This is a genomic window from Thermomonas fusca DSM 15424 (genome assembly GCF_000423885.1).
Taxonomy (GTDB): domain Bacteria; phylum Pseudomonadota; class Gammaproteobacteria; order Xanthomonadales; family Xanthomonadaceae; genus Thermomonas; species Thermomonas fusca.
Genome location: NZ_AUIV01000010.1, coordinates 86388 through 110702, shown reverse-complemented (window position 1 = coordinate 110702; position 24315 = coordinate 86388). Strand labels below are relative to the sequence as shown.

Here is a 24315-nt window from a genome sequence, read left to right as displayed (position 1 = left end):
CGCTGCAGCGTGCGTGGCACGTGCGCGGCGTGGCACTGGTGCCAGCCTGCGACAGCGCCGGTGTGACCTGCGTGAAGCACCCAGTCGCCGGGTCAGTGCCGACGCCGCCCCAGGCGCGCGGCATTGGCGCCCACCCGCTTGGCGTAGGGCGCCAGCACGGCGCGGCCGGCGCGCTCAACCTGGGCGGGGCTCAACGGCTGCCCCAGCAGGCATTGCGTCCATGCCTGCAGCGCGTGGTTACCCAGTGCCGCCCAGCTTTCCATCGCCGCGGCCTGCTTCTCCAGCACCATCCGGCTGGCTTCGCGGCGGGTCCGTGCGGACGGCGGCACCATCGGGACCATCCAGTCCCCCATCCGCGCCGCCATCACCAATGGCGCCTGCAGCGCCATGTGCATCATCTGGCCCGCAAGCCCTGCGTAAGGAAACAGCATCGCCCTGCTCCGTGGAAAAGGACGCCAGTGTCCCTGTCACGGTATCAATGGCGCGTGAGGTGCGGGCACCTCGATGTCCGTGCGGAGGCGGAAGGGTGTGAACAAGAACGCGCAGCCGATCGTCGTATGGGCATCAACGGTGCCCGGATCAGGCCCCTGCCGCGCGGGCCGCGGGACGCCAGCCCAGCAGCCGCGCAGGCAGGAAGAGAACCGCCCGCAGGAAGGCGAACAGCGCAGCGAAAGTGATGCCGAGCAGACGGAATGGCAGGGCGATCAGCCAGACCAGCGGCCACAGGACCAATGCCAGCAACGCAAGCGGCCAGCAAAGAACGAACAGGACGCACCAGACCAGCAGTGCCAACAGCGCTCCCATTTGGGCGCTCCCGAGGTGGACGGAGGGCCTACGCTGCCGCCGGCGGCAGCCAGCGCCAACCGCGGCGCGACGAACCCGCCGGAATCCGCGACGGAACCGGGACAGCGACGGCTAGAACATCCCCAGCGCGTTCGGCGAATCCTTCGGAATCACCTGCCCCACGTCCCACATCTCCACGATCCTGCCGCCGGAGAACCGCAGGATATGCACCACCGCGATGTCGATGTCGGCCTGCTCCCGCCGCACGTGCGACAGCACCGCCACCCGGTCGCCGCTCTCGATCGTCTGCTGGACCTCGAACGACCTGTTCGGCTCGCTGCGCGCGCTCTCCTCCATTCCCCGCAGCAGCGATTCGCGGTCGCCGGGGAAATAGCCGCTAGAAGTGAACCTCGCCCGTTAATATCCGGCACGCCATCACTGTTGATTCGGCATCGGAAAAACAACCGGGAGTCACGATGGGCACCTGGCACACCCTCTACACCCCCTGCGGCGCGGTGCAGGCCTGGCGCGCGGAACCCGCCGGCACGCCGCGCGGCGCGGTGGTGGTGGCGCACGAAATCTTCGGCCTGCTGCCGCACTACCAGCGCCTGTGCGAACGGCTGGCCGATGCCGGCTTCATCGCGCTCGCCCCGGCGCACTTCGACCTGATCGAGCCGGGACTCGTGCTGTCCACCGATCAGGCCGGCGCCGACCGCGGCCGCAGCGTCGTGAACCGGCTGGGCCTGGACTGCGGCCTGGATACCACCGAAACCGCCGCGCAGCTGCTGCAGGCGGAAGGCCACGAGGTAGGCGTGCTGGGGTTTTCCTGGGGCGGCACGGTGGCGCTGCTGGCCAATACCCGGCTGGGCCTGCCGGCGGTCAGCTATTACGCCACCCGCAACCCGCCCTATCTGGACGAGCCCGCGCAGACGCCGCTGATGTTCCACTTCGGCGCGCTGGACACAGCCATCCCGCCGGACACCATCGAGTTGCACAGGCAGAAGCAGCCGCAGGCGCAGGTGTTCGTGTATGCCGATGCGAACCACGCCTTCAATCGCGATCCGGACCCGGCCTATCACCCGCAGGCCGCCGCGCTGGCGTGGGAAAGGACGCTGGGGTTCTTCGGCGAATACCTGCAATAAACGGGGGATGCCTCCAACCAGATTCCTAGGTTGCAAGACCACGAACGATGGCGGCCAAAGAACCAAACAGCAGCGCCATCACCGGCAGCATGGAAAGCCCGAAGCCCAAGCTGCGGCTGGCGGGCGCGGAGAGGTAGCTGCGCCAGTAGATGAACCTGCCTACCAGAAAGAGGGCACCAACAGCCGCAACCCAAGCCTGCGGCCAGTACTTGCCGGCGATGAACAGCAGCGGCAGGAACGCAACCAGCAGCTCAAGCGTGTTCATCTGGACGCGATAGGTGCGCTCAAACAACTCATGGCCGGTAACGGCGGGGGCCTTGACGCCATACCTCCCCCGCGCCTGACCCACCAGCACGCCGAAGAACACGAACTGCGCTACAGCAAGGACCGCGACCAAATCAACGTAGTTCATAACCTTCCAGTTTTAGAGATGGAACCACACCCAGATTTCAATCATTTCATCGGACACGAGAAAAGCTGCCCAGCACCCGGCAAATCCCCACCTACCCCTTTTTTGCCTTCCCGCCCGCCTTCGCCTTCTTCGCCTTCGGTGCTGGCATCAGCAACATCGTCTCCAGCAGCAATTCCCTCAGGCGCTCGCCGTCGTCCAGCAGCTCGTCGGCCACCGGGTAATCCTTGGCGCCGGGGTACGGCGGGCGCTGCGGCAGGTCCGGGGCCAGACGCGTGGCAGCGGCGGAGGGTTTGACGAACAGGCTGTTGTCGCAGGCGAAGGCCACCACCTTCTCGTCCACATACAGGGCGTATTCCCCGAACATGCGGCGGTGGGTCAGGCGGGCGCCAAGGCCGGCCTGTTCTGCGATATAGGCGATGAAATCGGTGTCGGTGGCCATGGCGCGGGGCGTGCGGCCGGGCTGGCCGGCGGGGCCTCACCATAGCGCCGGACGGCGGGCCCCGTCCGGGTTGCGCGCGGCGGTATCAGCCGCAGCCGCCCAGGGTCAGGGTCTGGCCGGGCTTGATGGCGTACTGCGGCTTCTTCAGGCGGTTGGCCTTGGCCAGCTCGCCGATGTCGCAGCGCAGCTTGCGGGCGATGCCGCCGAGGGTGTCGCCGCGCTGCACCTTGTAAGTCTTCGGCTTGGCCGGGGCGCGAACGGGGGCGGCGGGCTGCGGCGCGGGCGCCGTGGCCGCTGCGCCGGCGGGAATCGGGTCACCCACGCGCACCAGCGCCGACTGCACGTTGCTGGCCATCAGCTGCTGGGCCAGGTCCAGGCGCTTGCCGCGGGTGCAGTTGAAGCGGTACAGCCAGGCGATGCGGGTGGTGGCGTTCAGCGCGGTGCCGGCCGGCAGGGTCTGGCCGGGTTCCCAGCGCGGGTTGAGGTTGCGCAGCGCGCGCAGGTAGCCGTCGCGCGAGCCCCAGTTGCCCAGGCAGATGGTGAGCTGGTACAGCGAGGCCGGCTGCGACAGGGTGACGGTGGCCGGGCGTGCGCTGACCCGCGGCCAGCGGATGCCGTAGTCCTTCGGGTGCAGGAACAGCCACGCGGCGGCAATCACCATCGGCACGTAGTCCTTGGTTTCGGCCGGGAACTGGTTGTACACGTCGGCGTCCCAGAAGCTGCGGCCGCCGGTGTCGCGGAACACGCGCAGGGCGCGGCCCTCCCCGCCGTTGTAGCCGGCCAACGACAGCTCGATGCTGTTGTTGAGCTGGGCCATGCGTTCGGTCAGGTACTGCGCGGCGGCATCAGCGGAGGCGCGCGGGTCGTAGCGGGTGTCGAAGCCGCTGCCGTCGTTGCCCAGGCCGAAGCGGCGGCCGGTGGCCGGCATGAACTGCAGCGGCCCCACCGCGCCGGCGCGCGAGCCGGCGTGCACCTTGCCGTTGGATTCCTTCGCCATGATCCCGAACAGCAGCGCCTCCGGCAGGCCGTGCTGCTTGAACGCCGGCGACATCAGGTGCTGCATGTAGCGGTAGTTCTCGTAGCTGTCCATCAGCGACGGCCGCATGTCGGTGAGCCAGCGGCGGATGCCTGCCTGCACCGCCGGGTTGAACTGCACCATCTTCACGAAGCGCTGGCCTTCCTCGCTGAGCAGCGAGGCGGCGTTGGCGGAATCGGGCACGTCCACGTCGTCCAAGTCGGATTCGTCGATGGGATCGGCGTTGCCGTCTTCGGCGGTGGCGTCGTCGAACTGCGGGGTGGCGCGCAGCAGCCGCTCGTAGGTGGCCAGCATGGTTTCCACCGAGCAGCCGTGCTGCTTCGCGCAGGCGTCCACCACGCCCTTCATTTCCGCCAGTGCGATGCTGGTGGCGGTGGCCGCCGCTTCCTCGTCCACCGCCAGCATGGCGTCGCGGTAGCGCTTCTCGGCGGCGTCCATGCGCTGCTGCAACACCGCCACCGCCGCCTGTTCGCGCCTGGACTGCGCCTGTGCAACGGGCGCGGACAGCCCGGCCAACAGGGTGAAGGAGAGCGCGGCGATCACAGGCAACGGACGAAGGGGCATCAGGCGTGGTCTTGCGAAGGGGGCTGGCAGGGTAGCCGCGCCCGCTGCGCGGCGGCAACCCGCGCCATCCATGAATGCGCACGCGTTCGCATAGAATCCGGCGACCCTCCCGGATGACGCGCGCAATGGATCCCATTTTCGTCGGCAAGGCCATCACCACCGAAACCAGCGGCAACGTGTTGCTGCTGCCGAAGTACGGCAACCGCCACGGGCTGGTGGCCGGCGCCACCGGCACCGGCAAGACGGTGACGCTGATGACGCTGGCCGAAGGCTTCAGCCGGATCGGGGTGCCGGTGTTCCTGGCCGACGTGAAGGGCGACGTGGCCGGGCTGGCGGTGCCGGGCACCACCAGCGAGAAACTGCAGGCGCGCATCGACCAGATGGGCATCAGCGACTACCGCAACGAAGCGGCGCCGGTGGTGTTCTGGGACCTGTGGGGCAAGTCCGGTCATCCCGTGCGCACCACCGTCAGCGAGATGGGCCCCACCCTGCTGGGCCGCATCCTGGAGTTGAACGACACCCAGGGCGGCGTGCTCGACATCGTGTTCAAGCTGGCCGACGACCGCGGCCTGCTGCTGCTGGACCTGGAGGACCTGCGCGCGCTGCTGGGCCTGATCGCCGACGAGCGCAAGGACATCAGCACTTCCTACGGGCTGGTCAGCGCGCCGTCGATCGGCGCCATCCAGCGCGCGCTGCTGCGGCTGGAAGCCGAAGGCGCGGACATGTTCTTCGGCGAGCCCGCGCTGGAGCTGGCCGACCTGATGCGCACCACCCCAGACGGCCGCGGCGTGGTCAACATCCTTGCCGCCGACCAGCTGATCCTGAAGCCGCGGCTGTATTCCAGCTTCCTGCTGTGGCTGCTCTCCGAGCTGTTCGAGAACCTGCCGGAAGTGGGCGACCTGGACAAGCCCAAACTCGTCTTCGTGTTCGACGAGGCGCACCTGCTGTTCGACGACGCTCCGGCCGCACTGCAGCAGCGCATCGAACAGGTGGTACGGCTGATCCGTTCCAAGGGCGTGGGCGTGTATTTCTGCTCGCAGTTCCCCGACGACGTGCCGGCCAACGTGCTGGGCCAGCTGGGCAACCGCGTGCAGCACGCGCTGCGTGCCTACACCCCGCGCGACCAGAAGGCGGTCAAGACCGCCGCCGAAACCTTCGTCAGCAACCCGAACCTGGACGTGGCGCAGGCCATCGGCCAGCTGGGCACGGGCGAGGCGCTGGTGTCGATGCTGCTGGACAGGGGCGTGCCGATGCCCGTGGAGAAGACCCTGATCGCGCCGCCGCGCTGCCGCATGGGCGCCATCACCGATGCCGAGCGCATGCAGGTGCGCGCCGGCAGCCCGGTGGGCATGAAGTACGACACCCGCATCGACCGCGACTCCGCCGCCGAACTGCTGGCGCAGAAGACCGAGGCCAAGGCGGCGCAGGCGCAGGCCCCGGCCGCGAAGACGACGGAGGCGGACGACGGCAACGGCTTCGGCCAGACGGTGAAGGACGCGCTGTTCGGCACCAAGCGCCGCCAGGGCATGATCGAGACCATGGCCAAGCAGACCGCGCGCACGGTGGGCAGTCAGGTGGGCCGGCAGATCCTGCGCGGGCTGCTGGGCGGCATCTTCGGCGGCAAGCGCTGACGCATGGGCCGCTGGCGTCCCCCCGCCGAGAAAAGCACGGCGCTGATCACCCGCGATGGCCACGACCGGCTGAAGGCCGAGCTGGACGAACTGTGGCGGGTGAAGCGCCCGGAAGTGGTGAAGGCGCTGGCGGCAGCCGCCGCTGAAGGCGACCGCTCCGAGAACGCCGAATACACCTACCGCAAGAAGCAGCTGGGCGAGATCGACCGCCGCGTGCGCTACCTCAGCAAGCGGCTGGAGGTGTTGAAGGTGGTGGACGCCGCGCCGTCCGACCGCCAGGCGGTGTTCTTCGGCGCACAGGTGGAACTGGAAAACACCGCCAGCGGCGAGCTGGTGCGCTACCGCATCGTGGGGCCCGATGAAACCGACGCCAGGCTGGGCTGGGTCAGCATCGACGCACCGCTGGCGCGGGCGATGCTGAAGAAGCGCGTGGACGACGAGTTCGAGGCGCCGTTGCCCGGTGGCACGGTGCGTTACGCGATCATCGAAGTGGCGTACCCGCCCGCATAGGCCCGCGCAGCCCGCGCTTGCGGCGCGCGCGCCTCCCAGCGGCCGAAGGTGCAGCCGCGGCGATCAGCGCCGCTTGGCACCGCCGGCACCGGACAGCAGCACCAGCCCGCCCACCAGCCCCATGTTCTTCATGAACTGCTGCAGCCTGGTCCATTGCGCGCCGCCGGAAAATTCCCAGAACGGATGCGACAGCACGGCGTCGGTCAGCAACAGCGCAGCCGCGAACAGCGCCACCGCGCGCAGCTGCCAGCCGGCGGCCAGCAGCACGCCGATCAATACCTCGACGGTACTCAGCAGCAGCGCGTCGTTGCCGATCGGCACGCCGCGCAGCGCCTGCCACAGACGGAACCCACCGGCGATGAGGAAGGCAGCGGCCAGCAGCCACTGGGCAAGACGGACTTCAAGCTTCATGCGGGGACCAGACCTTGCGGGAAGCCGGAAGAGTGGCACGCCAACCTGAACGGCGAAAGGGGTGCCTCGGCGCATCGGGGCTTTTCGCGTAGAATGCCCGCTGTTCTGCGCACGGCTGATCTCCTTTCCTCCGAGAAAGGTGCGTTTTTCCTGATCGAGCCGGCCGCCCCTAGCGGCTTTCTTCCCGTACGCCTTTCGTCGCGCAGACACGGCCCGGATCACCGGCGTCGTGCCATCTGCCTGCGGCGCGGTTCAACAGGAACGCCCGGGCCGCCCCGTATTCCGTGCGGGGCACCAAAGGAGTTCCCCATGTCGTTCGAATCCCTGGGCCTTGCGCCCGCGTTGCTGCGCGCGCTTGCCGACAACAACTACACCACCCCGACCCCCATCCAGCAGCAGGCGATCCCGCTGATCCTGGCCGGCCACGACGTGCTGGGCGGCGCCCAGACCGGCACCGGCAAGACCGCCGCGTTCGGCCTGCCGCTGCTGCAGAAGCTGGCCGAGATGCCCAAGCCCGAGGGCCTGCACCGCCCGCGCGTGCTGGTGCTCACCCCCACCCGCGAACTGGCCGTGCAGGTCAGCGAGAGCCTGCGCAGCTACGCCAAGCACCTGCGCATCAACGTCACCTCGCTGTTCGGCGGCGTCGGCATGCAGCCGCAGGTGGAAGCGTTCCGCCGCGGCGTGGACGTGCTGGTGGCCTGCCCGGGCCGCCTGATCGACCACCTGGACCGCGGCACCTGCAAGCTCGGCAACGTGCAGATGCTGGTGCTGGACGAAGCCGACCGCATGCTGGACATGGGCTTCCTGCCGTCCATCAAGCGGGTCATGAAGCATGTGCCTGCGCAGCGCCAGACGCTGCTGTTCTCGGCCACCTTCGAGCCGCGCATCAAGGCGCTGGCGCTGGAGTTCATGAAGGACCCGCAGCAGGTGCAGGTGGCCGCGCAGAACACCGTGATCGAGACCATCCGCCACCATGCCCATCCGGTCGACGGGTCGAAGAAGCGCGACCTGCTGATCGACATCCTGGCTCGCCGCCACACCGAGCAGGTGCTGGTGTTCGGCAAGACCAAGCACGGCTGCAACCGCCTGGCGGAGCAGCTGGAAAATGCCGGCCTGCCGGCGCTGGCGATCCACGGCAACAAGAGCCAGGCCGCCCGCCAGAAGGCGCTGAACGAGTTCAAGAGCGGCAAGACCCGCATCCTGGTCGCCACCGACGTGGCCGCGCGCGGCCTGGACATCCCCGACCTGCCGCTGGTGATCAACCACGACCTGCCGATGGTGGCCGAGGACTACGTGCACCGCATCGGCCGCACCGGCCGCAACGGCGCGACCGGCGAAGCGATTTCGCTGGTGTCGCCGGACGAGGCCAACCTGCTGCGCCAGATCCAGAAGCTGCTGGGTCGCGAGATCGCAATGGAAGTCGTGCCGGGCTTCGAGCCCTCGCGCTCTATCCGCAGCGACGCCAAGCCGTTCGAGGCCGCCCCGCGCAGCCCGCGGCCGGCCCGCAACCGTCGCCCGCACGGCAAGCCGCGCACCGCCGAGGCGCATGCGCATGCCGGCCCCAAGCAACCGCGCGACGGCCGCCGCGGCAACGCGCCGGGCGCCGGCCGCCGCGACTCCCGCCAGGGCTGATCCGGCCCCGGCGCAGCACCATCACCGCCGGCACGGCAGACGCCTGCCGGCGGGTTCCTGCGGGCGCATCGCGGGTGTATGTTCGCCACTTCCTCTGGGGAGCAACGCATGGACATCCACGACATCGCCCTGAACCTGTTCGCCCAGCTGGTAGGTGCCCATCGCGGCGCGCCGCTGGATGCCGATGCGCGCATCGAACTCGGCCGCGAAGCCTATCGCTGCGCCGAAGCCTTCATCGCCGCCAAGGACCTGTACATCCGCGAACTGCCCGTGCCCGGCGGCGAGCAGATCTACTGATGCCGGCGACACGCGCGGGTATGCTGCGGCCTTCGTCCCACGGAGCCTCCGCATGATCCGCCGGCTTGCCTGTTTCACCGCCCTTGCCTTCCTGCTGGCCGGTTGCGGCAGCGGACCGGTGCGGCGCGTCTCCGAACCCGCGGCCAGCATCCAGCAACTCACCGTGCGCGCCGATGGCCGCTGGGACGTGGCGCTGCGGCTCAACAACTTCAGCAGCGTGGCGATGCGGTTCGACAGCACCGCGCTGGAGATCAGCTTCGACAACGGCGACGCGGCGCGGCTGGACCTGCAGCCGAACTTGGAAGTGGCACCGGAATCCGCCGACGTGCATAGCGCCGTGGTGACCCCCACACCGGCCGGGCGCGCGCGCCTGGCTACCGCGCTGGCCGACGGCCGCGGGCTGTCCTACAGCCTGCGCGGCACCCTCCAGGCCGGCCCTTTGGACGGCAAGCCGCGCAGCTACGAGATCAAGCGCGAAAGCGCACTGTCGCCGGTGCCCGGGCTGCCCGGCGCGCTGCGCTGAGTCCGCCCCGGCAGGCATTCCACCAAAACCATACGCTGTAGTATGCTCAGGGTTCCCGCGGGCCGGATGGCGGCCCGCCCATGCCAGGAACCGCACGCATGAGCACCTACAAGGCCCCCCTCGACGATCTTCGCTTCGCCCTTTACGACGTATTGGGCGCCGAAGCGCTGTTCGCCCGGCTCGGCCATGCCGACGCCAACCGCGAGCTGGTGGACGCGGTGCTGGACGAAGCCGCGCGCTTCAGCGAAACCGTGCTGGCCCCGCTCAACCGGATCGGCGACGAGATCGGCTGCAGCTACGACAAGGCCACCGGCAACGTCACCCCGCCGCCGGGCTTCAAGGACGCCTTCGACAAATTCGTGGAGGGCGGCTGGACCGGCCTGACCAATGCGCCCGAACACGGCGGCCAGGGCATGCCGGCGCTGCTGGGCGGCGTGCTCACCGAGATGGTGGACAGCGCCAACCTGGCCTGGGGCAACTTCCCGATGCTCAGCCACGGCGCGGTCAAGGCGCTGGAGACCTACGGCGAGGACTGGCAGAAGACGGTGTTCCTGGAACCGCTGGTGGCCGGCACCTGGACCGGCACCATGTGCCTGACCGAACCGCACTGCGGCACCGACCTCGGCCTGCTCAAGACCCGCGCCGAACCCATTGCCGACAACAAGTACGCCATCACCGGCACCAAGATCTTCATCACCGCCGGCGAACACGACCTCGTCCCGAACATCGTCCACCTGGTGCTGGCCAAGCTGCCGGACGCGCCGCCCGGCGCCAAGGGCATCTCGCTGTTCGTGGTGCCGAAGTTCAAGGTGGCGCGCGACGGCAGCGTCGGCGAGCGCAACGCGGTGCGCTGCGGCGCGATCGAACACAAGATGGGCATCCATGGTTCCGCCACCTGCGTGATGAACTTCGACGGCGCCGAGGGCTATCTGCTGGGCCAGCCGCACAAGGGCCTGCAGGCGATGTTCGTGATGATGAACTCGGCTCGCCTCGGGGTTGGCGTGCAGGGCCTTGGCCTGTCCGAGCGCGCATACCAGAACGCGCTGCGCTACGCCCGCGAGCGCCTGCAGTCGCGCTCGCTGTCGGGCCCGAAGTATCCCGACAAGCCGGCCGATCCGATCCTCGTGCAGCCCGACGTGCGCCGCATGCTGCTGTCGCAGAAGGCGCTGATCGAAGGCGGCCGGCTGCTGTCGATGCAGGCCTATGCGCTGCTGGACACCGCCGAGAAAGCCGGTGATCCCGCCGAGCGGGAACGCGCCGAGACCCTGGTCAGCTTCCTCACCCCGATCTCCAAGGCCTGCCTGACCGAGTGGGCGATCGAGAACACCTACAACGCGGTGCAGTGCTTCGGCGGCCACGGCTACATCGCCGAACACGGCATCGAGCAGCTGGCCCGCGACGCCCGCATCACCACCCTGTATGAAGGCACCACCGGCATCCAGTCGCTGGACTTGATCGGCCGCAAGACCGCAGCAACGCAGGGCGCGGGGCTGAAGCTGTTCATCGCCGAGGTGGAAGCCTTCGCCAAGCAGCACGAAGGCGACGAAGCGCTGGCCGAGTTCATCGCGCCGCTGCGCGCCAAGTGCGGCGAGTGGGGCAAGCTCACCATCGAGACGTTGACCCGCGCCGCCGGCAACCCGGAGGAGCTGGGTGCGGCAAGCACCGACTACCTGTTCTATTCGGGCTACGTGGTGCTGGCCTACTGGTGGGCGCGCAGCGTCGCCGCCGCCAATGGGTCGGATCGCCCGCAGGCATTCAAGGACGCCAAACGCGACACCGCCCGCTTCTACTTCGCCCGCATCCTGCCGCGCACGCTGGCGCACAAGGCGGCCATCGAAGCCGGCGCGGCCACGCTGATGGCGATGCCTGACGCAGGCTTCGGCGCGAACTGAGCATCACCACGCGCCCGGCACCCGCCGGGCGCGTGGGCTGCGCCTCGGTACACAAACCGTCATCGAAGGCGTATAAGCTGGTTTCCCGATGGAGACCGATACAGCGACATATCGCACGGCCCATACCGGCGACCCCACCGCTGCGCTGCATGCGGACAGCTTCGTTTTCCCCGGCACCCCCGGCTTCTTCCCCAATCTGCGCCTGCTCGGGCTGGATGCACATGGCCGCGCGCTGGACTGGATGAGCTGGCAAGATGCCACCTGCCTGTACGCCCGCGGCGCGGTGGCGTGGACGCTGGGCGAACCCTGCCTCAGCGTCCACGGCGGCATCAACCGCCGCAGCGGCGAGCGCAGCATCCTGCGCCTGCACCCCATCATCGCCGCACGCGGCCACGTCCGCCCGGCGGCCATCGACCCCACGCCCACCCTGACCAACCAGGCGTTGTTCGCCCGCGACCAGCAGCTGTGCCTGTACTGCGGCCGCCAGTACCACCGCGGCACGCTGACCCGCGACCACGTGCAGCCGGTGTCCAAGGGCGGCCGCGACATCTGGGAAAACGTGGTCACCGCCTGCTTCCACTGCAATTCGCGCAAGGGCAACCGCACCCCGCAGCAGGCCGGCATGCCGCTGCTGGCGGTGCCGTACCGGCCCAGCTGGATCGAGCACCTGATCCTGTCGAACCGCAACATCCTGGCCGACCAGATGGCCTTCCTGAAGGCCCAGCTGCCCGCCAAGAAGCCCCGCAGACTTGCCGTGTAGCGCCGGTGCATTGACGCGCGCGCCCCGCTTGGCAACACTCGACCGTGTTTTTCTGCTGCGGGGATGGCGATGGCGCTGACGTTGGGCACTACCGGGATGGATCGCGCGACCGAGGCGGAGGTTGCCGCCGCGTTCAAGATCGCCAACGCCGAAACCGGCCACCGCTGGAGCTTCATCGAAGGCGACGCGGCCGACTACATCATCATCGACATGGACAGCCTGTACGGCCCGATGAGCTGGCTGCGCCTGCACGGCATGGGCCGCAAGGTGATTGCGCTGGCCGCCGCCGACCGCCAGCAGACCGACTACCGGCTGCCGCTGCCGATCAACGCGACCGACCTGGCAGTGTTGCTGAGCGAGATCGCCGGCGATGCGCAGCTGACGCCCGACGAAACGCCGCCGCCGCGCGAGCCCGCACCGGCGGTCGAGCCGGCGCCGACCATCGTCGCGCCGGAACCGCAACCGGCGCCGGAACCGCCCGCAACCCCGCAGCCCGAACCCGAGCCGGAACCAGCACCGCCGGCCGCGCGCACGCTGCAGCAGTGGCTGGCGAACGGCGCCCTGCGCCAGCGCGTGCGCCTGCAGTGCGCCGATGCACCGGCGCTGCTGATCGACCCGCAGGCCGGCAGCTGGCACGGCCCGGCCATGCTCAAGCCGCTGGCGCCCTATTTTGCCGGCGAACTGCCGGAAAGCGATTTCACCATGCCCGACGCCGCGGCCTGGGACGCCGAGGCGGCGGCGCTGGGCCCTGCGCAACCACTGCAGCGTCTGCAGTGGCTGGGTGGGCTACTGTCCGGCGCGGCCATCGACGGCCGCTACCTGCTGAAGAAGTGGCCGCAGACCGAGCGCGAGTATCCCAAGCATTTCCGCATCGCCACGGTGATGATGAAAGGGCCAGCCGGGGTTGCCGACATCGCCGAAGCAAGCGGGGTCAGCGCCGAGGAAGTGACAGGCTTCATCAACGCCAACCTCGCCACCGGCTATGCCGAACCGGCCGATGCACCGCCGCCATCGGCCCCGGCATCGCCGCGCACTACCGGCCTGTTCGGGCGCATCCGCGGCCACTGACAACACGCCGGCTCACGCCGCGCCAGCACCGTAAGCTCCGGCATGGTGATGCACCGGCGCCGGCGCACGCCCCGAGAAGCGGAGTTTGCTCCCCTGCCCTTCTGCGTGGTCAGGAACTCGATGCCAGGATCCGCCACGCCCGGTGGATGCGCGCGTTGCGGGCGAAATCCGGCGGAATGGTGGATGCGCTGATGTCTTCCACCTGCGCGAAGTCCGCCAACGCCGCCTCGTCCAGCTTGAAGCGACGGAAGTTGTTGCTGAAGTACAGCACGCCCCCCGGCGCCAGCCGCGCCACCGCCGCGCGCAGCAGGCGCACGTGGTCGCGCTGCACGTCGAAGTCGTCGGCGCGCTTGGAGTTGGAGAACGTGGGCGGGTCGCAGAACACCACGTCGTACACGCCATCGTCGGCTTCCAGCCACTTCAGCGCATCCGCCTGGGCAATGCGGTGGCGGGTGCCGCCGATGCCGTTGCCGCGCAGGTTGTCGGCCAGCCATTCCAGATAGGTCGCCGACAGGTCGACGCTGGTGGTCTGCGCTGCGCCCTCCACCGCCGCCTGCACGGTGGCAACGCCCGTGTAGCAGAACAGGTTGAGGAAGCGCTTGCCGCGCGCTTCCCGCGCCATCCGCGCGCGCAGCGGGCGGTGGTCGAGGAACAGCCCGGTGTCGAGGTAGTCGAACAGGTTGACCTGCAGTTTCGCCGCGCCCTCCTCCACCGTGAGGAACTGCCCCCGATGGTCGAAGTGGCCGTACTTGCTGCCGCCCTTGCCGGTGCTGCGGGTCTTCACCGCCACCCGCTCGCGCGGCAGGGCGAACACTTCGCGCACCGCCAGCAACAGGTCGTTCAGGCGCTTGCGGGTGGTGGTTTCGGGGATCTCGGCCGGCGCGGCGTATTCCTGCACATGCAGCCAGATCTCGCCGTCGATGATGGTGTAGACGTCCACCGCGCAGGCGTATTCGGGGATGTCGGCGTCATAGGCGCGGAAGCAGCTGACCTGCTCCTGCTGGCGCCAGCGCGCCAGCTTGTCGAGATTCTTGCGCAGGCGGTTGGCCACCATCTGCGCGCCTTCCGGCAGCGCGCGCTTCTCCACGCCTTCACGCTGCGGCGGCGCGATCGGGTCCACCGCGATCAGGCTGCATTCGATCGCGCCGTTGAACAGCTGGTAACTCTTCTTCGCACGCAGCCCGGTGGCGCGGGCCAGTTCACCGTCGCCGCACAGCAGGGCCGCGCGCCACTGCGGGGCGACGCGTTTCAACGCATCGCCCAGCGCGCGGTACAGCGCGGGGTCTGCAGCCAGGCGCGCATCGTAGGGCGGATTGCAGACGACCACGCCGCGCGGGTTCTCCATCGACGCGAGGTCGGCGATGTCGCGGACCGAAAAGCCGATGGCATCGTCCACGCCCGCGGCCTGCGCGTTCTCATGCGCGGCGCGGATGGCATGCGGGTCGACGTCGCTGCCGTGGAAGCAGGGCCGCAATGTGGCGCGGCCGCGCGCCTCGCGGGCGATAGCCTCCACCCGCAATCCCGCCCAGGCTTCGACATCGAAACCGATCCAGCGCGTCGGTGGCGCATCGCCGTGGCGGCGCAGCCCCGGCGCCACGTCGGCGGCCATCAGTGCGCCCTCGATCAGCAAAGTGCCGCTGCCGCACATCGGGTCGAGCAGGTCGCCGCCCTCGGCATAGGCCTGCGCCCAGCCGGCGCGCGCCAGCACCGCGGCGGCCACGGTTTCCTTCAGCGGCGCTGCACCCTGCACGCGCCGCCAGCCGCGGCGGTGCATGGGGCCGCCGGACAGGTCGATGGACAGGGTGGCGCGGCCCTTGCGGACGACGAGGTTGATGCGGACGTCCGGCGACTCCACGTCCACGTCCGGCCGCTGGCCGGTGCTGGCGCGCAGGGTATCGACGACGGCGTCCTTCACCCGCTGCGCGGCGTAGCGCGCATGGGTGATGGCGCTGCCGGAAACGTGTGCGTCGATGGCGAAGGTATGGCTGGGCGAGAGATGGCGCGTCCAGTCCACCGCGGCGGCGCCGGCGTACAGCGCGTGCTCGTCGGCGCACTCGAACTCGGTGATCGGCCAGAGGATGCGGCTGGCCAGCCGCGACCACAGCACCGCGCGCTGGGCGTCCAGCAGGCCGCCCTCGACGTTGGCACCGGCGATGGTGGCGGTGGCGCGTGCGCAGCCGAGCGCGACCAGTTCGTCGGCCAGCAGGTATTCCAGCCCTTTGCCGCAGGAGGCGAAAAATTTCATGGCTCGAGAGTTCTATCGTAGGAGCGCACCGCAGGGGCGCGACCGAAAATCCGGCAAGAGGCATCGCGCCCCTGCGGTGCGCTCCTACGAAAAGTCGCGGGCAACATCAGCGCACGTCCAGGAGCAATTGGGCGAACGCCTCGGCGCTGGCCTGCACGTGGTCGGACAGGCGGTGGGAATCGTTCACCAGCAGCAGCCGAGCGTCGCGCGCCGCCGCCCATTCCACCACCTGTGCGACCGGGATCAGCTCGTCGTGCCAGCCGTGGATGATCGAGGTCGGCACGCCGGCGGCCTGCATCGGCGGCGCGCCCTCCATGACCACCGGCGGGGCCATCAGGAACAGGCCGGCTACCGGCAGCTGCCGCGACACGTGGCCGCTGATGTAGGCACCGAGGCTGGAGCCGGCCAGCACCAGCGGGCCGCGCGCGGCGGTCGCCTGTGCCAGCGATTGCAGGCGTGCGATGCGTGCGACCACGTCACCCAGCGGTGTGACCTCGCGGCGGGCGTCGAGATCGGTGTAGTCCGGGCGTTCGTGGGTCCAGCCCAGGCGCTCGGCCACATCGGCCAGCGCGGTCACTTTGGTCGCATCGGGGCCGCTTTCGAAGCCGTGCGACAGGATGCAATGTCCTCTCATGGGTGAATGCTAGCATCGGCGCATGCCAGCCCCGACGATCCACGCACGCCACCTGCCCTATGCGGAGCTGCTGGCCGCACGTGCGCCGGACGCCGTCGACACCGTGGTCATCCACTGCACCGAGCTGCCCGACCTCGCCACCGCGCGCGCGTACGGCGAGCGGGTCCTCTACGACTCCGGTACCGGCAACAGCGGCCATTACTACATCGACCGCGACGGCCGCATCGAGGAATACGTGCCGGTGGGCCGCAGCGCCCACCACACCCGCGGCTGGAACGCGCGCAGCATCGGCATCGAACTGGTCAACACCGGCCGATTCCCCGACTGGCTGGATTCCCGCCAGCAGGCGATGGGCGAGCCATACACCGACGCGCAGATCGCCGCGCTGACCGCCCTGCTGCAATGGCTGTGCGGGGAAATCCCCTCGCTGGCGCAGATCGCCGGCCACGAGGACCTGGATCGCGACGAGGTCGAAGCCAGCGACGACCCCGCCCTGAAGGTACGACGCAAGCGCGACCCGGGGCCGCTGTTTCCTTGGCAGGCCGTGCTGGCTGCGGTGCCGCTGCGGCGGATCGCATAGCGGCGATCCGCCCTGCCCGCAAAGGGAGGCGCGGCGGTCGCCCCGTATAATCGCGCCCATGAACGCCCCCGTCTCCGAACTGATCGAACTGCTGTCGCTGGAACGTCTGGAAGACGACCTGTTCCGCGGCCAGAGCCGCGACATCGGCACCAAATACGTGTTCGGCGGGCAGGTGCTGGGACAGGCGCTGTCGGCGGCGCAGGCCACCATGACCGAGCCACGCAACGCGCATTCGCTGCACGCCTATTTCCTGCGCGCCGGCAACATCGAGGCGCCGATCGTCTACCACGTGGACCGCACCCGCGACGGCGGCAGTTTTTCGGTACGCCGCGTCACCGCGATCCAGCACGGCAAGGTGATCTTCTTCTGCGCCGCCTCGTTCCAGGACGAGGAGCCGGGCGCCGAGCACCAGCTGTCGATGCCGGACGTGCCCAAGCCCGAAGACCTGGAGCCCGCGCCCACCATCCCGCCCGAAAAGCTCGCCCTGCTGCCCACCAAGGTGCAGCGCTGGCTGGATCGTGCCGGCCCGTTCGAGTTCCGCCACGTCTATCCGCGCGACGAACTGAACCCGCCCAAGCGCCCGCCGTTCCAGCAGGTGTGGTTCCGCCTGACCGAGAAGGTCGGCGACGCGCCGGAGCTGCACCGCGCGCTGCTGGCCTACGCGTCCGACTTCCATCTGCTCGGCACCGCCACCTTCCCGCACGGCATCAGCTACTACCAGCCGAACGTGCAGATGGCGTCGCTGGACCATGCGCTGTGGTTCCACCGCAGCTTCCGCGCCGACGACTGGCTGCTGTATTCGATCGACAGCCCCAGCGCGCAGGGCGCGCGCGGGTTGGCGCGCGGGCAGGTGTTCGACCGCAGCGGCCGGCTGGTGGCCAGCACTGCGCAGGAGGGCATGATCCGGGTGCTGCCGGCGTGAGGAAGGTCTTCTCCAGCCAGCGCCTGGAAAACGTCGAGGCGGTGGCCGAGCTGCTGCGCGCCGAGGGCATCGCGGTCAAGATCGCCAACGGCCGCTCGTATCGCGGCCGTCGCCGCGGCGGCTTCAGCTACGACAGCCGTCGCATTCCCGACGACATCCCCGCGGTCTGGATCGTCCATTCCGAAGACCAGCCGCGCGGCCGCCAGCTGCTGCGCGAGTTGGGGCTGCTGGAAAACACCCGCGATCCGGGATCCAGCTACCTGCCCAGCGGCCGCCACGGCGAGGCGTCGGGCGGCGGCTACTTCAACGCCAAGCGGGTGAAGGTGGGGCTGCTGTTGCTGATCGCCGGCGGCATCGCGCTGATCGTTTTCACCACCCGCAAGCAGGCGCCGGAGGCAATCGTCGCCGCGCCTGCCGCGCCCGCGGCCCCATCGGCGCCGCCGCCACTGGTGCCCGAGGCCATCACCGACGTGCAGGTCCATCGCGTCGATGTCCCCACCGCGCTGGCGCAATTGCTGGTGGCCGACACGCTGGATAGGCGCAAGCCGGCGCAGGCCTGCCTCTCGGTGGATGGCGGCGATCCATCGGCAAAGCTGCTGCAGGCGCTGCCGACCAAGCCTGTCGCCCTGTTCCCGGCGTCGGCCTGCCCCGGCAAGGACGCGCTGGCCATCGCGGTGGAGGATTACCGCACCGATGGCAGCGGCAGCGGCGAGGTGCAGCTGACGGTGGGCAGCGGCAAGCCGCGCGTGCTCGAGGTGGAACGCAACGGCACCGTCTGGCGGGTGCTGCGCCGGCGCTGATACACGCGCCACCCAGCAACAAAAAAACGGCCCGCATCGCTGCGGGCCGCTTTCGTTACCGGTGCCTCCGATTCAACGCTTCGGCATCTGCGCCGGATGGCCGTCGTGCGACATCCGCCCACCCTTGCCGCCACGCCCATGGCCGCAGGCCTCGCCCATCTTGTCGAACTCGGCGCGGCTGAGCTGGCCGTTGTGGTCGGTATCGGCCTTGCCGAAGCACTCGGCGCGGCGCTCGGCCATGCGCGCCTGGCGGTCGGCCTTGTCGATGTAGCCGTCCTTGTTCACGTCCATCCGCTCGAAGTGCTGGTCCATGCCGGCCTTCCCCGCCTGCATCTCGGCGCGGCTGATGCGGCCATCGCCGTCGCTGTCCAGCGCGCGCATCCCGCCGCCGTGCTGGCCACGCATGCCGCCAGCCTGCCCGCGCATGCCGGCGCGGTGCATCGGCAGCTCGTCGGCGGCCAGCTTGCCGTCCTTGTCCTTGTCCAGCTGTGCGAACTTCTCCGCAAGGCGCGGGAACTTCGCGGCTTCCTCCTTGCTGATAACGCCGTCGCCGTTGGCGTCGGGCTTGGCCTGCATGCGCGGGGTAGCGGTCTGCGCCAATGCCAGGGTCGAAACCAGGGCGGCAGCAATCGCCAGGGTCAGGATGTGCAACTTCTTCATCGGTCGTCTCCTCCCGGCACCAACCGGGCTTGTCATGGAAAACGCGCGCGCGCCGCGCCGGTTGACCGCGCAGGCCTGCCCGCCGCTGAACGGCGGCGCTATCCTGCGGGCATGGGCAGCGACGAAGACAACCTGCGACTGTTCCACAGCACTCCGCACCCCTGCGGCTACTGGCCGGGCCGCGAAGCCCGCGACCTGGTCCTGGATCCGCGCGACGAACGCCTGCCGAAGCTCTATCCGACCGCGCTGGCGTGGGGCTTCCGTCGCAGCGGCGACATCGTCTATCGCCCGAGCTGCAGCGGCTGCCGCGCCTGCGTGCCGGTACGGGTGCCGGTGGCCGCCTTCGTTCCCGACCGCAGCCAGCGGCGCTGCCTGGCCCGCAATGCGGATGTGCACGCGCACGTGGTCGCACCGGCCTGCACCGACGAATACCTGGCGCTGTATCGGCGCTATCTGTCTGCCCGCCACCCCGGCGGCGGAATGGACGACCACGGCACGCACGAGTTCGAGCAGTTCCTGATCGGCGCATGGAACGACAGCCGCTTCCTGGAGCTGCGCGAACGCGCCAGCCACCGGCTGCTGGCGGTGGCGGTCACCGATCTGGCGCCGGAAGCGCTGTCGGCGGTCTACACCTTCTACGAGCCGGACGAAGCGGCGCGCGGTCTCGGCACCCTTGGCGTGCTGCGCCAGCTGGAATGGGCGCGTCGCGACGGCCGCGCGCATTTGTACCTGGGTTACTGGATCGCCAGCCACCCGAAGATGGACTACAAGCGGCGCTTCCGTCCGCTGGAAGGCTTCGACGGCCGCGGTTGGCGGCGGCTGGAAGCCTGATTCAGGGCTTGGCTGCGGGTTCCGTCGGCGACACCGGCGGCATGCCTGGTTCCAGCGTCACCGCGCCGCCGCGATTGCGGTCGTAAAAACCGAATTCGGCATCGCTGCGCACCGACACGATCATCCGCACCATGTTGCCCGGCACCATCAGCTCCAGGTCCACCGCGTGTCCGTCCGGGGCGCGACCCTCCAGGGTCATCTCGATGAAGGCGCCGCCGGTGTCAACCTCACGACACTGCACGAACGACCCCGCCGGCCCCTCCTGCAGGTAGGGCTTGACCGCATCACCCAGCGCTTCCAGCGCCGGCGGGAAGAAGAACACGGCATATCCGGACCATTCGCTCATGCAGACATCCTTGCATACCTGCGGTGATGGCCGGATGTGCTTCGTCCCACGGGCAGGCCATGCGATCCTGTGCGGATGCCGATTTCGCTCCTCCCGCGGATCTCGCTTCTGGCCGCGCTGCTGCTCGGCATCGTCGCCTGTGCGCCGCCGTCGCTGCCGTTCGCGCGGCTGGCCGGGCTGGTGACCAGCGGCCAGCTGGGCGAAATCAGCGGCCTGGCCGCGTCGCACGTCCACGACGGCGTGCTGTGGGCGATCAATGACGGCGGCAACCCCGCCCGCCTGTTCGCTATCAGCCGGCGCGGCCGCCTGCTGGCCCGTTACGAGGTCGAAGGCGCCAAGAACCACGATTGGGAAGACCTGTCCAGCTTCGAGCTGGGCGGCCGCCGCTATCTGCTGCTGGCAGACACCGGGGACAACGCCGGGCGCCGCCGTGGCTTCACCCTGCATGTATTCGAGGAACCGGCCAAACTGGCCAACGGCAAGCTCAAGCCGGCGTGGACGATCCACGCACGCTGGCCGGACGGCCCACGCGACTGCGAGGCGGTGGCGGTGGACGCCGCCGCCGGGCAGGTGCTGCTGGTGTCGAAAAAGCGGGTGCCGCCGGAACTGTTCTCGCTGCCGCTGGCCGACCCGCGCGGCACCGTGGTGGAGGCGCGCCGGATCGGCCGGCTGGCCGGCGTGCCGCAGGTGAGCGAGGAGCTGCGGCGCAAGGATCCGAAACTGGCGGCGCTGTTCTCGCAGGTCACCGCCGCGGACATCGCACCCGACCGCCGCAGCCTGGCGGTGCTGACCTACGGCAGCGTGCTGTTCTATCGCCGCAGTGAAGGCCAAAGCTGGGCGGATGCCACCGCCCGGGCGCCCGAAGCGCACGACATCCCGCCTATCCCGCAGGCCGAGGCGCTGGCCTGGAGCGCGGGCGGCGGCGGGTTGTATGCGACCGGCGAATTCGGCCCGGCGCCGCTGTTTTACCTCGTCCCGCAACAATGAGCCGGTCCCGCGGCTGACCGTTTGTCGGGCCCCACTTGCATGAACTGATATCATTTTGATATCAATACAGCACACGAACCTTGGGGCCCCACCATGAAAGAGAATCCCGTTTCCTCGCTGCCCGGCATCCCGTTCCTGCTGGCGGTCATCGCCGTGGCCGTGGTCTCGGTGTGGTTGGTCGCCACCGGCATCGGCCCGGACCCGGACAACCTTGGCGTCGCCTCCGGTGCCAGCATCCTCGGCGGCCTGTTGCTGGGCGCGCTGGCCTTTTTCAGCCTGATCGGCCTGTACAAGGTCGAGCCCAACCAGGCGGCGGTACTGAGCCTGTTCGGTCGCTATGTGGGCACGGTCAAGACCGACGGCCTGCGCTGGAACAACCCGTTCTTCAGCAAGAAGAAGATCTCGCTGCGGGTGCGCAACTTCGAATCCGGCAAGCTCAAGGTCAACGAGCTCGACGGCAGTCCCATCGAGATTGCCGCGGTCATCGTCTGGCAGGTGCAGGACAGCGCCGAGGCCGTCTACAACGTGGACGACTACGAAAGCTTCGTCCACATCCAGTCCGAATCCGCGCTGCGGGCGATGGCCACCAGCTACCCCTACGACCAGCACGAGGAAGGCCAGCTGTCGCTGCGCAGCCACGCCGCCGAGATCAGCCTGCATCTGCTGAACGAACTGCAGGAGCGGCTGGCCGATGCCGGCGTGCAGATGCTCGACGCGCGCATCAGCCATCTTGCCTACGCACCGGAAATCGCCCAGGCCATGCTGCAGCGCCAGCAGGCCAACGCCATCATCGCCGCGCGCACGCGGATCGTCGCCGGCGCGGTGGGGATGGTCGAAATGGCGCTGGCCGAACTGCAGAAGAACGGCGTGGTGCAGCTGGACGAGGAGCGCAAGGCGGCGATGGTCAGCAACCTGCTGGTGGTGCTGTGCGGCGAGCGCAGCACCCAGCCCATCGTCAACGCCGGCACGCTGTACTGAGCCATGTCCGAAAAGAAGGCCTATCCGCTGCGCATCAACGCCGAGGTACTGGCAGCGGCGCAGCGCTGGGCGGACGACGAACTCCGCAGCCTCAACGCGCAGATCGAATACGTGTTGCGCGACGCGCTGCGCAAGGCCGGGCGGATGCCCGCGCCAAAATCGAAACCGGAGGATGAAGCGTGAACAAGCGTTGGCTGTACAAGGTGGTCATGGTCAAGCCGCAGTTCCTCGGGCTGAAGCCGGAACAGATCGAAGCCACCCTGGCATCGCTCGGCCAGCAGGGCTGGGAGCTGGTGTCGGTGATCCAGAACGGCATGAACGTCAATCTTTACCTGAAGAAGGAAGCCTGAGATGCGCCCAGCGATGCTTTCCCTGCTCCTCGCCAGCTCGCTCGCGCTGTCCGCGGGCACCAGCGCGCAATCCGCCGATCCGGCCGCGCTCGCCAGGCAGGCACTGGACCGTCTCGACGCCGGCGACTACGCGCAGGTTGAGGCGCTGTTCGGCGCGCAGATGGCCGCGGCGGTGCCGGAGGACAAACTGAAGGCGGTGTGGGAATCGCTGCCGGCGCAGGTCGGCAAGGCCACCGGGCGCGGCGAAGCCGCCGTGTCCGCGCAGGGCGACGCGACGCGGGTGAAAGTCCCGCTGCATTATGAAAAAGCCGAGCTGGTGGCAACTTTCACCATCGACGCCGAAGGCAAGATCGCCGGCTTCGTGGTGCAACCGGCGCAGTCTGCCGCGCCTGCACCGGCGGTGGCTGCCGATGCTTCCTACGTCGAACACGAGCTGACGGTCGGCGATGGCGAGCGCGCCCTGCCCGCCACGCTGGCGCTGCCGAAGGACGATGGGCAGGCCCCTGCAAAACTGGTCCCCGCCATCGTGCTGGTGCACGGCTCCGGCCCGCACGACCGCGACGAAACCATCGGCCCGAACAAGCCCTTCCTCGACATCGCCCGCGGCCTGGCCGCGCAGGGCATCGCCGTGCTGCGCTATGACAAGCGCACCAAGGCACGCCCGCAGGACTTCACCGGCGGCCAGTTCGGCGTGGACGAGGAAACCACCTTCGATGCGGTGCTGGCGGTGGACGCCCTGCGCAAGATCGAAGGCATCGATCCCGAGCGCGTGTTCGTGCTCGGCCACAGCCAGGGCGGGATGATGGCGCCGCGCATCGCCGCGATGTCGGGCCACGTTGCCGGCCTGGTGCTGCTGGCCGCACCGGCGCGGCCGCTGCTGGACATCGTGATCGAACAGAACCGCCGGCTCGCCGTGCTTGACGACGGCAAGACCAGCGACGCCGAACGCGACGCGATCAACGCCCTGGTCCAGCAGGTGCGCACCGTTCGCGATGCCGCGACCGATGCCACCGCGAAGGGGCCGATGGGCCTGCCGGTGGGCTACTGGCGCAGCGCCGACGGCGTGGACGCGGTGGCCGAAGCGCGACAGGTGGAGCTGCCGATGCTGGTGCTGCAGGGTGCACGCGACATCCAGGTGGTGGACGCCGACTGGCAGCGCTGGAAAGATGCCTTCCACGACGATCGCAAAGTCGCGTTCAAGCTGTACGACAGGCTCAACCACCTGGGCATCGCCGGCGATGGCGAAGGCTCGCTGGCCGAGTACCAGCGGCCGGGGCACGTCGACGCGCGTTTGATCGACGACGTGGCCGCCTGGATCAAGGCGCGCTGAGGCCATGCGCAACTCTCCCGCTTCCCGATCGTTCGATGTAAGCCCACCGGGCACGCTGGCCTGGTCGATGCTGGTGCTGCTGGGCGGTGTACTGCCGCTGGCCATCATCGGCACCCTCTGGCTCAGCGGCCGCCCGGTCCACGGCGTGCTGCCGGCACTGGTGGTGATCCCGCTGCTGCTGGCGTTCCTGCTGCTGGCCATGCGGCGGCGCGCGGTGGTGCTGGCGGGCGGGATGCTGGACGTGCGCGCGGCGCTGTACCGCAAGCGCGTGGCGACCGCCGAACTGGACTTGGCGCGCGCGCGCATCGTCGACCTCGGCGAACGCACCGAGCTGCGCCCCTGGCTGAAGAGCAATGGCATGGCGATGCCCGGCTTCCATGCCGGGCATTTCCGCCTGCGCGGCGACTTCGGCAAGGCGTTCTGCCTGCTAACCCAGCGCGAGCGCGTGCTGTGGCTGCCGTTGCAGGACGGCAAGCAGCAGCTCCTGCTCAGCCTGGAGCGGCCACAGGCGCTGCTGGACGCGCTGCGCGGCGCATAGCAGGCATTCGCGTA

General features: G+C 69.3%; 29 protein-coding genes and 1 pseudogene. 19 read left to right on the top strand and 11 right to left on the bottom strand.

Translation table 11 applies throughout. The annotated features are described in order from the left end of the window. Nucleotides 1-92 precede the first annotated feature (92 nt). The 3 genes from G582_RS0105965 to G582_RS15700 all read right to left on the bottom strand — a co-directional run bounded on the left by G582_RS0105965 (nt 93) and on the right by G582_RS15700 (nt 1149). Complete coding sequence (locus G582_RS0105965) at nt 93-431, bottom strand: hypothetical protein (protein WP_156880303.1); 339 nt, start codon at nt 429-431, stop codon at nt 93-95. A 148-nt stretch (nt 432-579) separates the two neighbouring features. Continuing rightward, entirely contained in the window at nt 580-804 is a 225-nt protein-coding gene (locus G582_RS0105960) for a hypothetical protein (protein WP_028839055.1), read from the bottom strand. Nucleotides 805-915: 111 nt separating this feature from the next. After that, nucleotides 916-1149 (bottom strand): nuclear transport factor 2 family protein, encoded by a 234-nt coding sequence (locus G582_RS15700; RefSeq protein ID WP_282705137.1) that lies wholly within the window; start codon nt 1147-1149, stop codon nt 916-918. Nucleotides 1150-1259: 110 nt separating this feature from the next. Between G582_RS15700 and G582_RS0105950 the strand changes: the two genes are divergently transcribed. Continuing rightward, nucleotides 1260-1925 (top strand): dienelactone hydrolase family protein, encoded by a 666-nt coding sequence (locus G582_RS0105950; RefSeq protein ID WP_028839054.1) that lies wholly within the window; start codon nt 1260-1262, stop codon nt 1923-1925. 25 nt (nt 1926-1950) lie between these two features. On the opposite strand, the gene G582_RS0105945 is transcribed toward G582_RS0105950, so the two are convergent. The 3 genes from G582_RS0105945 to G582_RS0105935 all read right to left on the bottom strand — a co-directional run bounded on the left by G582_RS0105945 (nt 1951) and on the right by G582_RS0105935 (nt 4376). Continuing rightward, entirely contained in the window at nt 1951-2337 is a 387-nt protein-coding gene (locus tag G582_RS0105945; RefSeq protein WP_028839053.1) for an MAPEG family protein, read from the bottom strand. A gap of 91 nt (nt 2338-2428) precedes the next feature. Continuing rightward, the gene (locus G582_RS0105940) at nt 2429-2776 is read right to left on the bottom strand and encodes a TfoX/Sxy family protein (RefSeq protein WP_028839052.1); all 348 of its coding nucleotides are present in this window, start codon (nt 2774-2776) and stop codon (nt 2429-2431) included. Nucleotides 2777-2861: 85 nt separating this feature from the next. Next, the gene (locus G582_RS0105935) at nt 2862-4376 is read right to left on the bottom strand and encodes a transglycosylase SLT domain-containing protein (RefSeq protein ID WP_028839051.1); all 1515 of its coding nucleotides are present in this window, start codon (nt 4374-4376) and stop codon (nt 2862-2864) included. Nucleotides 4377-4501: 125 nt separating this feature from the next. Between G582_RS0105935 and G582_RS0105930 the strand changes: the two genes are divergently transcribed. Continuing rightward, on the top strand, nt 4502-6007 hold the full coding sequence (locus tag G582_RS0105930; protein WP_028839050.1) for a helicase HerA-like domain-containing protein: 1506 nt from the start codon (nt 4502-4504) through the stop codon (nt 6005-6007). A gap of 3 nt (nt 6008-6010) precedes the next feature. After that, nucleotides 6011-6517, top strand: coding sequence for a transcription elongation factor GreB (gene greB, locus G582_RS0105925; RefSeq protein ID WP_028839049.1), 507 nt, complete (start codon nt 6011-6013; stop codon nt 6515-6517). Between the two features lie 63 nt (nt 6518-6580). Here the strand turns inward: greB and G582_RS17180 are convergent, their stop codons facing one another. After that, complete coding sequence (locus G582_RS17180) at nt 6581-6928, bottom strand: hypothetical protein (protein WP_051246815.1); 348 nt, start codon at nt 6926-6928, stop codon at nt 6581-6583. A 309-nt stretch (nt 6929-7237) separates the two neighbouring features. On the opposite strand from G582_RS17180, the gene G582_RS0105915 reads away from it, so the two are divergent. The 6 genes and pseudogenes from G582_RS0105915 to G582_RS18300 all read left to right on the top strand — a co-directional run bounded on the left by G582_RS0105915 (nt 7238) and on the right by G582_RS18300 (nt 13100). Further along, nucleotides 7238-8560 (top strand): DEAD/DEAH box helicase, encoded by a 1323-nt coding sequence (locus G582_RS0105915; RefSeq protein ID WP_028839048.1) that lies wholly within the window; start codon nt 7238-7240, stop codon nt 8558-8560. Nucleotides 8561-8668: 108 nt separating this feature from the next. Next, complete coding sequence (locus G582_RS0105910) at nt 8669-8857, top strand: hypothetical protein (RefSeq protein WP_028839047.1); 189 nt, start codon at nt 8669-8671, stop codon at nt 8855-8857. 52 nt (nt 8858-8909) lie between these two features. Then, the gene (locus G582_RS0105905) at nt 8910-9380 is read left to right on the top strand and encodes a putative periplasmic lipoprotein (RefSeq protein WP_028839046.1); all 471 of its coding nucleotides are present in this window, start codon (nt 8910-8912) and stop codon (nt 9378-9380) included. A gap of 98 nt (nt 9381-9478) precedes the next feature. Continuing rightward, complete coding sequence (locus G582_RS0105900; RefSeq protein WP_028839045.1) at nt 9479-11272, top strand: acyl-CoA dehydrogenase C-terminal domain-containing protein; 1794 nt, start codon at nt 9479-9481, stop codon at nt 11270-11272. Between the two features lie 190 nt (nt 11273-11462). Then, nucleotides 11463-12032, top strand: a pseudogene (locus G582_RS0105895) (HNH endonuclease); the annotation flags it as partial. 96 nt (nt 12033-12128) lie between these two features. After that, entirely contained in the window at nt 12129-13100 is a 972-nt protein-coding gene (locus G582_RS18300; protein ID WP_211219305.1) for a hypothetical protein, read from the top strand. A gap of 109 nt (nt 13101-13209) precedes the next feature. Here G582_RS18300 and rlmKL read toward each other — a convergent pair whose 3' ends face one another. After that, on the bottom strand, nt 13210-15345 hold the full coding sequence (rlmKL, locus tag G582_RS0105885) for a bifunctional 23S rRNA (guanine(2069)-N(7))-methyltransferase RlmK/23S rRNA (guanine(2445)-N(2))-methyltransferase RlmL (RefSeq protein ID WP_028839042.1): 2136 nt from the start codon (nt 15343-15345) through the stop codon (nt 13210-13212). 106 nt (nt 15346-15451) lie between these two features. Next, nucleotides 15452-15979, bottom strand: a complete 528-nt coding sequence (locus tag G582_RS0105880; RefSeq protein WP_028839041.1) for an alpha/beta hydrolase — start codon at nt 15977-15979, stop codon at nt 15452-15454. Between the two features lie 22 nt (nt 15980-16001). Here G582_RS0105880 and G582_RS0105875 point away from each other — a divergent pair, with 22 nt between their 5' ends. The 3 genes from G582_RS0105875 to G582_RS17175 are packed head-to-tail and all read left to right on the top strand — an operon-like array spanning nt 16002 to nt 18281. After that, complete coding sequence (locus tag G582_RS0105875) at nt 16002-16559, top strand: N-acetylmuramoyl-L-alanine amidase (RefSeq protein WP_028839040.1); 558 nt, start codon at nt 16002-16004, stop codon at nt 16557-16559. A 58-nt stretch (nt 16560-16617) separates the two neighbouring features. Then, on the top strand, nt 16618-17481 hold the full coding sequence (tesB, locus tag G582_RS0105870) for an acyl-CoA thioesterase II (protein ID WP_038053097.1): 864 nt from the start codon (nt 16618-16620) through the stop codon (nt 17479-17481). After that, entirely contained in the window at nt 17478-18281 is an 804-nt protein-coding gene (locus G582_RS17175; protein ID WP_051246812.1) for a hypothetical protein, read from the top strand. Before tesB ends, G582_RS17175 begins: the two co-directional genes overlap by 4 nt. 72 nt (nt 18282-18353) lie before the next feature. On the opposite strand, the gene G582_RS0105860 is transcribed toward G582_RS17175, so the two are convergent. Next, nucleotides 18354-18941 (bottom strand): EF-hand domain-containing protein, encoded by a 588-nt coding sequence (locus G582_RS0105860; protein ID WP_051246809.1) that lies wholly within the window; start codon nt 18939-18941, stop codon nt 18354-18356. Nucleotides 18942-19052: 111 nt separating this feature from the next. Between G582_RS0105860 and G582_RS0105855 the strand changes: the two genes are divergently transcribed. Continuing rightward, nucleotides 19053-19772 carry an arginyltransferase gene (locus tag G582_RS0105855; protein WP_028839037.1) on the top strand — a complete coding sequence of 240 codons (720 nt, stop codon included), beginning with the start codon at nt 19053-19055 and terminating at the stop codon, nt 19770-19772. Between the two features lies 1 nt (nt 19773). Here the strand turns inward: G582_RS0105855 and G582_RS0105850 are convergent, their stop codons facing one another. After that, entirely contained in the window at nt 19774-20118 is a 345-nt protein-coding gene (locus G582_RS0105850) for a hypothetical protein (protein ID WP_028839036.1), read from the bottom strand. 75 nt (nt 20119-20193) lie between these two features. Between G582_RS0105850 and G582_RS0105845 the strand changes: the two genes are divergently transcribed. The 6 genes from G582_RS0105845 (at nt 20194) to G582_RS0105820 (ending at nt 24301) form a co-directional block, all read left to right on the top strand. Further along, nucleotides 20194-21105, top strand: coding sequence for an SdiA-regulated/phytase-like domain-containing protein (locus tag G582_RS0105845; protein ID WP_028839035.1), 912 nt, complete (start codon nt 20194-20196; stop codon nt 21103-21105). Between the two features lie 93 nt (nt 21106-21198). After that, nucleotides 21199-22083: an SPFH domain-containing protein gene (locus G582_RS0105840; RefSeq protein WP_028839034.1), complete on the top strand. Its 885-nt coding sequence runs from the start codon at nt 21199-21201 to the stop codon at nt 22081-22083. Nucleotides 22084-22086: 3 nt separating this feature from the next. After that, on the top strand, nt 22087-22266 hold the full coding sequence (locus tag G582_RS0105835) for a type II toxin-antitoxin system antitoxin (protein WP_028839033.1): 180 nt from the start codon (nt 22087-22089) through the stop codon (nt 22264-22266). Continuing rightward, nucleotides 22263-22433: a DUF4177 domain-containing protein gene (locus G582_RS17475; RefSeq protein WP_083961007.1), complete on the top strand. Its 171-nt coding sequence runs from the start codon at nt 22263-22265 to the stop codon at nt 22431-22433. The genes G582_RS0105835 and G582_RS17475 overlap by 4 nt, the downstream gene beginning before the upstream one ends. A gap of 13 nt (nt 22434-22446) precedes the next feature. Then, nucleotides 22447-23763, top strand: coding sequence for an alpha/beta hydrolase (locus tag G582_RS0105825; RefSeq protein ID WP_028839032.1), 1317 nt, complete (start codon nt 22447-22449; stop codon nt 23761-23763). Nucleotides 23764-23767: 4 nt separating this feature from the next. Further along, nucleotides 23768-24301 (top strand): hypothetical protein, encoded by a 534-nt coding sequence (locus G582_RS0105820; RefSeq protein WP_028839031.1) that lies wholly within the window; start codon nt 23768-23770, stop codon nt 24299-24301. The last annotated feature ends 14 nt before the right edge of the window (nt 24302-24315 follow it).